We start from the raw sequence: 4808 nt of genomic DNA, 5'->3' as shown, positions 1-4808 counted from the left end.
TTGTTGGTGTGTTTTTTTTTTATATCCGTCTGGTGGGGGTCTGTCATCTTGAACGTTCTTCTGGCCCACACCCTCACGTCCCGCGCCGGACTTCGTTGTCGCCCGTCGCACCGAGTGCGACGGCCCTCTCCGTTCGTGGCGCGGGGCGGCCGGTCAGCCTCCCGTCGATCCCCCTATCGGGAACGTGCCTCCGTTGGTCGCTCCGCCGGGTTTGCCGCCGCCCGTCTTGGTGGGCGAGGGCGAAGGCGAAGGGGAGGTGCCGGGGTCCGGGTCCGGGTCGCAGATCTCCCACGGCCGGCAAGTCGGCTTGCCTCCGCCGGTCGGCGGGGTCGGGACGACCTGGGTCGGCGCGTTCGACGGCTCGGTCGACGGCGTGTTCGAGGGGGAGGGCTGCATCGAGGGGCTGGGGGAGGGGGCCCCGGAGGCGTCCGCGGTGACGGGGATCTTGTCCGGCTCCGGGAAGTCCTTCGCCGGGACGCCGTTCAGCGCCTCCTTCATGTACTTCGTCCAGATCTCCGCGGGGATGTCACCACCGTGGAGGGACGGGATGCCGGCCACACCCTTCATGGAGAGCAGTTCCTTCTTCGCCGCGTTCGGGTCGGAGCGGAACAGGGCCACGGAGGTGGACAGCTCGGGCGTGTAGCCGACGAACCAGGCCGACTTGTTCTCATCGGTGGTACCGGTCTTGCCGGCCGCGGGCCGGCCCAGGGCCTTGGCCTTCTTGCCGGTGCCGTTCTGGACGACGTTCTCCAGGACCTTGGTGATGTTGTCCGCGATCAGGTTGTCCATGGCCTGCTGCGCCTTGGGGGCCCCGAAGTTCGGCAGGTCCTTGCCGTCGCGCTGGACGCTGCGCACGGAGAACGGCTCGTGGTGCGTGCCGGAGGCGGCGAAGGTGGCGTACGAGTCGGCCATCCGGATGGCGCTGGGGGTGGAGGTACCCAGCGCGAAGGAGGCGTTCGGGTTCGGGTCCATCGTGTCCTCGAGGATGCCCGAGGCCTTGGCGATCTCCCTGACCTTGCTGTGGCCGACGTCGAAGACGAGCTGGGCGAACGGAACGTTGATGGACTTCTCCATCGCCTCGTTCAGGGTCACGTAGCCGTAGGCGGTCGGGCTCTCGTTCTTCTGCTTGAACGGCTTGCCGTCCTTGCCGCGCAGCGGCTGGCCGTCACGGTTGTTGATCACCGTGAGGTCGTTGGCCATGTACTTGCTGTCGGCCGAGATGCCGGCGCCGTTGGAGTTCTGCGTGCCGTACTGCATGGCCGCCGCCAGTACGAAGGGCTTCCAGGTCGAGCCGACCTGGACACCCGAGGTGTTGGCGTTGTTGTTGAAGTGCTTCTTGTCCATGCCCGGACCGCCGTAGAGGGCGACGAGGGCTCCGGACTTCACGTCCACCGAGGCCGCGCCGAACTGGACGAAGGTGTCGGTGTCGGGCCGCTTCTTCTCGTCGAGCATCCGGTCGCGGGTCTCCTCGACCGCCTTGACCAGCGCGTCGACCTTCGGCTTCTCGAAGGTGGTGTGGATCTGGTAGCCGCCCTTGGCCAGGTCGTCGACCGTGAGGTTCGCGGTCTTCATGACGTAGGCCTTGGCCGTGTCGACCATGTAGCCGATCTGCCCGGACATGTTGCGGGCCTGCGCCGACTCGATGAGCTTGGGGAATTCCTTGTACTGGTCGCGCTCGGCCTGGGTCATGCGGCCCACCTCGACCTCGCGGTTCAGCACCCAGGCCCAGCGCTCCTGGGCGCGCGCGGTGTTCGCCTCGGGAGTGGCCGCGGTACCGATGCCGCCGTCCGGGTTGTAGAGGTTGGGGCCCTTGAGCACGGAGGCAAGGAAGGCGCCCTCGGACGGGGTCAGGTCCTGGCAGTCCTTGCCGAAGTAGGCCCGTGAGGCCGCCTGGATCCCGTACGCGTCACGCCCGTAGTAGGCGGTGTTGAGGTAGCCCGCGAGGATCGTGTTCTTCTCCTCGGTCACACCCAGCTTTATCGAGATGAAGAGCTCGGTGACCTTGCGCTTGAGCGTCTGGTCGGAGTCCAGGTACGTGTTCTTCACGTACTGCTGGGTGATCGTCGAGCCGCCCTGGGTGGATCCGCCCTTGGCCATGTTCCACACGGCACGGGCGATGCCCATGGGGTCGACGCCCTTGTCCGACTCGAAGGACTCGTTCTCCGCGGCGATCACGGCGTTCTGCATCGACCGGGGGATCTTCCCGATGGGCACGATCTGGCGGTTGACGGACCCGCCGGTCGCGACCATCTGGGTGTCGTCGGCCCAGTAGAAGACGTTGTTCTGCGCTTCGGCCGTCTTGTTCGCGTCGGGGGTGTTCACCGAGGCGATGCCGATGCCGGCGGCCGCCGTGATGATCGCGAAGAACCCCAGGGACGTGCCGCCCACGAGCTTCCAGGACGGGATGAAGCGCTTCCATCCGGCCTTGTCGGAGCGCGGGTAGTTGATGAACCGCTTGTCCGGGCGGCCCGTGCCGCTTCCCGCCTTGGCGGCCCCCCGGCCCCGCCCCGCCGAACCGCGGCCGGCGGATCTGCGTGCGTCCGAGCGGCTGCCGTGCTCCGACTGCCCCCCGTACGGCTCGCTGGGCGACGCGGTCGGAACGTCGCGGTCGGATCCGGCGCCCCGTCCGGGGCGCTGCTGGGCAGCCCGGCGGGCCGCGGCGCGGCCCCCACTCTGGGGCTGCTGCGGTTTGCGGCGGTGCTCGCTCATCGAACGACTACTCCTCGGGCAGGCGAGTGGCCTGGAAGCGGCAGTTGAGGTACCGGTCCCCCCGGTGTCATGGCGCACAGACTACGCACGCCCAAAAGCCCATCAGTGCCGAAGTTCACCCCAAAACCGGCAACTTGCTTCGTACGAATTGGTGATGTGACGCCGGTCACCGTGTCACCACTTGTAGCAAGAGGCCACCCGTTCTATCGTCTGGATGTATCGAGCCGATACATCAGCTCGACATAATGACTCCGAGGCGGAGGAAAGGCAGGCGGATGAGCAGGCGCTCAGGCATCCTCGAGTTCGCCGTCCTTGGCCTGCTTCGCGAATCCCCCATGCACGGCTACGAGCTGCGCAAGCGGCTCAACACCTCGCTGGGGGTGTTCAGGGCGTTCAGCTACGGAACGCTCTATCCCTGCCTCAAGACGCTCGTCACCAACGGTTGGTTGATCGAAGAGCCGGGCAACGCCCCGGAAGACGCTCTCGCCGCTTCACTCGCAGGGCGCCGCGCCAAGATCGTCTACCGGTTGACGGCAGCAGGCAAGGAGCACTTCGAAGAGCTCCTCTCCCACACGGGCCCCGATGCCTGGGAGGACGAGTCCTTCGCCGCCCGCTTCGCCTTCTTCGGTCAGACCGAACGGGAAGTACGCATGCGGGTGCTGGAAGGCCGTCGCAGCCGGCTTGAGGAGCGCCTGGAGAAGATGAGCGCCTCGATCGCCCGCACACGCGAGCGGCTCGACGACTACACGCTCGAGCTGCAACGCCACGGCATGGAATCCGTGGAGCGCGAAGTGCGCTGGCTGAACGAGCTCATCGAAAGTGAGCGGGCGGGACGGGATCAGAGAAACCCCGGTCCGTCCGACGAAACTGCAAAGTGAGACCTGCACCTCGCAGGCCTCGTCCGAGAACAAACAGGGAGCAACCGGAATGGGTTCGGTTCGCGTAGCCATCGTCGGCGTAGGCAACTGCGCCGCCTCGCTGGTGCAGGGCGTCGAGTACTACAAGGACGCCGACCCGGCGGCCAAGGTCCCCGGTCTGATGCACGTCCAGTTCGGCGACTACCACGTGCGTGACATCGAGTTCGTCGCCGCGTTCGACGTCGACGCGAAGAAGGTCGGCCTCGACCTTTCGGACGCCATCGGCGCCAGCGAGAACAACACCATCAAGATCTGTGACGTCCCGAACTCGGGCGTGACCGTTCAGCGCGGCCACACCCTGGACGGCCTGGGCAAGTACTACCGCCTGACGATCGAAGAGTCCGCCGAGGCTCCCGTCGACGTCGTGCAGATCCTCAAGGACCGCGAGGTCGACGTCCTGATCTGCTACCTGCCCGTCGGTTCCGAGGCTGCGGCGAAGTTCTACGCCCAGTGCGCCATCGACGCCAAGGTCGCCTTCGTCAACGCCCTCCCGGTCTTCATCGCCGGCACCAAGGAGTGGGCCGACAAGTTCACCGAGGCCGGTGTCCCGATCGTCGGCGACGACATCAAGTCCCAGGTCGGCGCCACCATCACGCACCGCGTGATGGCGAAGCTCTTCGAAGACCGCGGTGTCCGTCTCGAGCGCACCATGCAGCTCAACGTCGGCGGCAACATGGACTTCAAGAACATGCTCGAGCGCGACCGCCTCGAGTCGAAGAAGATCTCCAAGACGCAGGCCGTCACCTCGCAGATCCCCGACCGTGAGCTCGGCGAGAAGAACGTCCACATCGGCCCGTCCGACTACGTCGCGTGGCTCGACGACCGCAAGTGGGCCTACGTCCGCCTCGAAGGCCGCGCCTTCGGCGACGTCCCGCTGAACCTCGAGTACAAGCTCGAGGTGTGGGACTCCCCGAACTCCGCCGGTGTCATCATCGACGCCCTGCGCGCCGCGAAGATCGCCAAGGACCGCGGTATCGGTGGCCCGATCCTGTCGGCTTCGAGCTACTTCATGAAGTCCCCGCCGGTGCAGTACTTCGACGACGAGGCCTACGCGAACGTCGAGAAGTTCATCAAGGGCGAGGTCGAGCGCTAAGTCGCGCCCCGGCCGAACCCGGAGGTCCTCGACGACATCTGGACTTCGGCTGTTCTTCCGCGGAGGGTCCCCGGGCAATGTGCCCGGGG

3 protein-coding genes are annotated in these 4808 nt (G+C 66.5%); 2 read left to right on the top strand and 1 reads right to left on the bottom strand.

The window, feature by feature from the left end:
• Positions 1–153: 153 nt before the first annotated feature.
• Entirely contained in the window at positions 154–2709 is a 2556-nt protein-coding gene (locus ACWGDE_RS36210; protein ID WP_453393326.1) for a transglycosylase domain-containing protein, read from the bottom strand.
• A 275-nt stretch (positions 2710–2984) separates the two neighbouring features.
• On the opposite strand from ACWGDE_RS36210, the gene ACWGDE_RS36205 reads away from it, so the two are divergent.
• A complete protein-coding gene (locus ACWGDE_RS36205) occupies positions 2985–3587 on the top strand; it encodes a PadR family transcriptional regulator (RefSeq protein ID WP_453393325.1) in 603 nt (200 codons plus the stop codon).
• A 49-nt stretch (positions 3588–3636) separates the two neighbouring features.
• A complete protein-coding gene (locus ACWGDE_RS36200; RefSeq protein ID WP_453393324.1) occupies positions 3637–4719 on the top strand; it encodes an inositol-3-phosphate synthase in 1083 nt (360 codons plus the stop codon).
• The last annotated feature ends 89 nt before the right edge of the window (positions 4720–4808 follow it).

This window comes from Streptomyces sp. NPDC054956 (assembly GCF_053609185.1).
The sequence above is the reverse complement of the archived record's forward strand: the minus strand, read 5'-3'. Positions and strand labels throughout refer to the sequence as shown.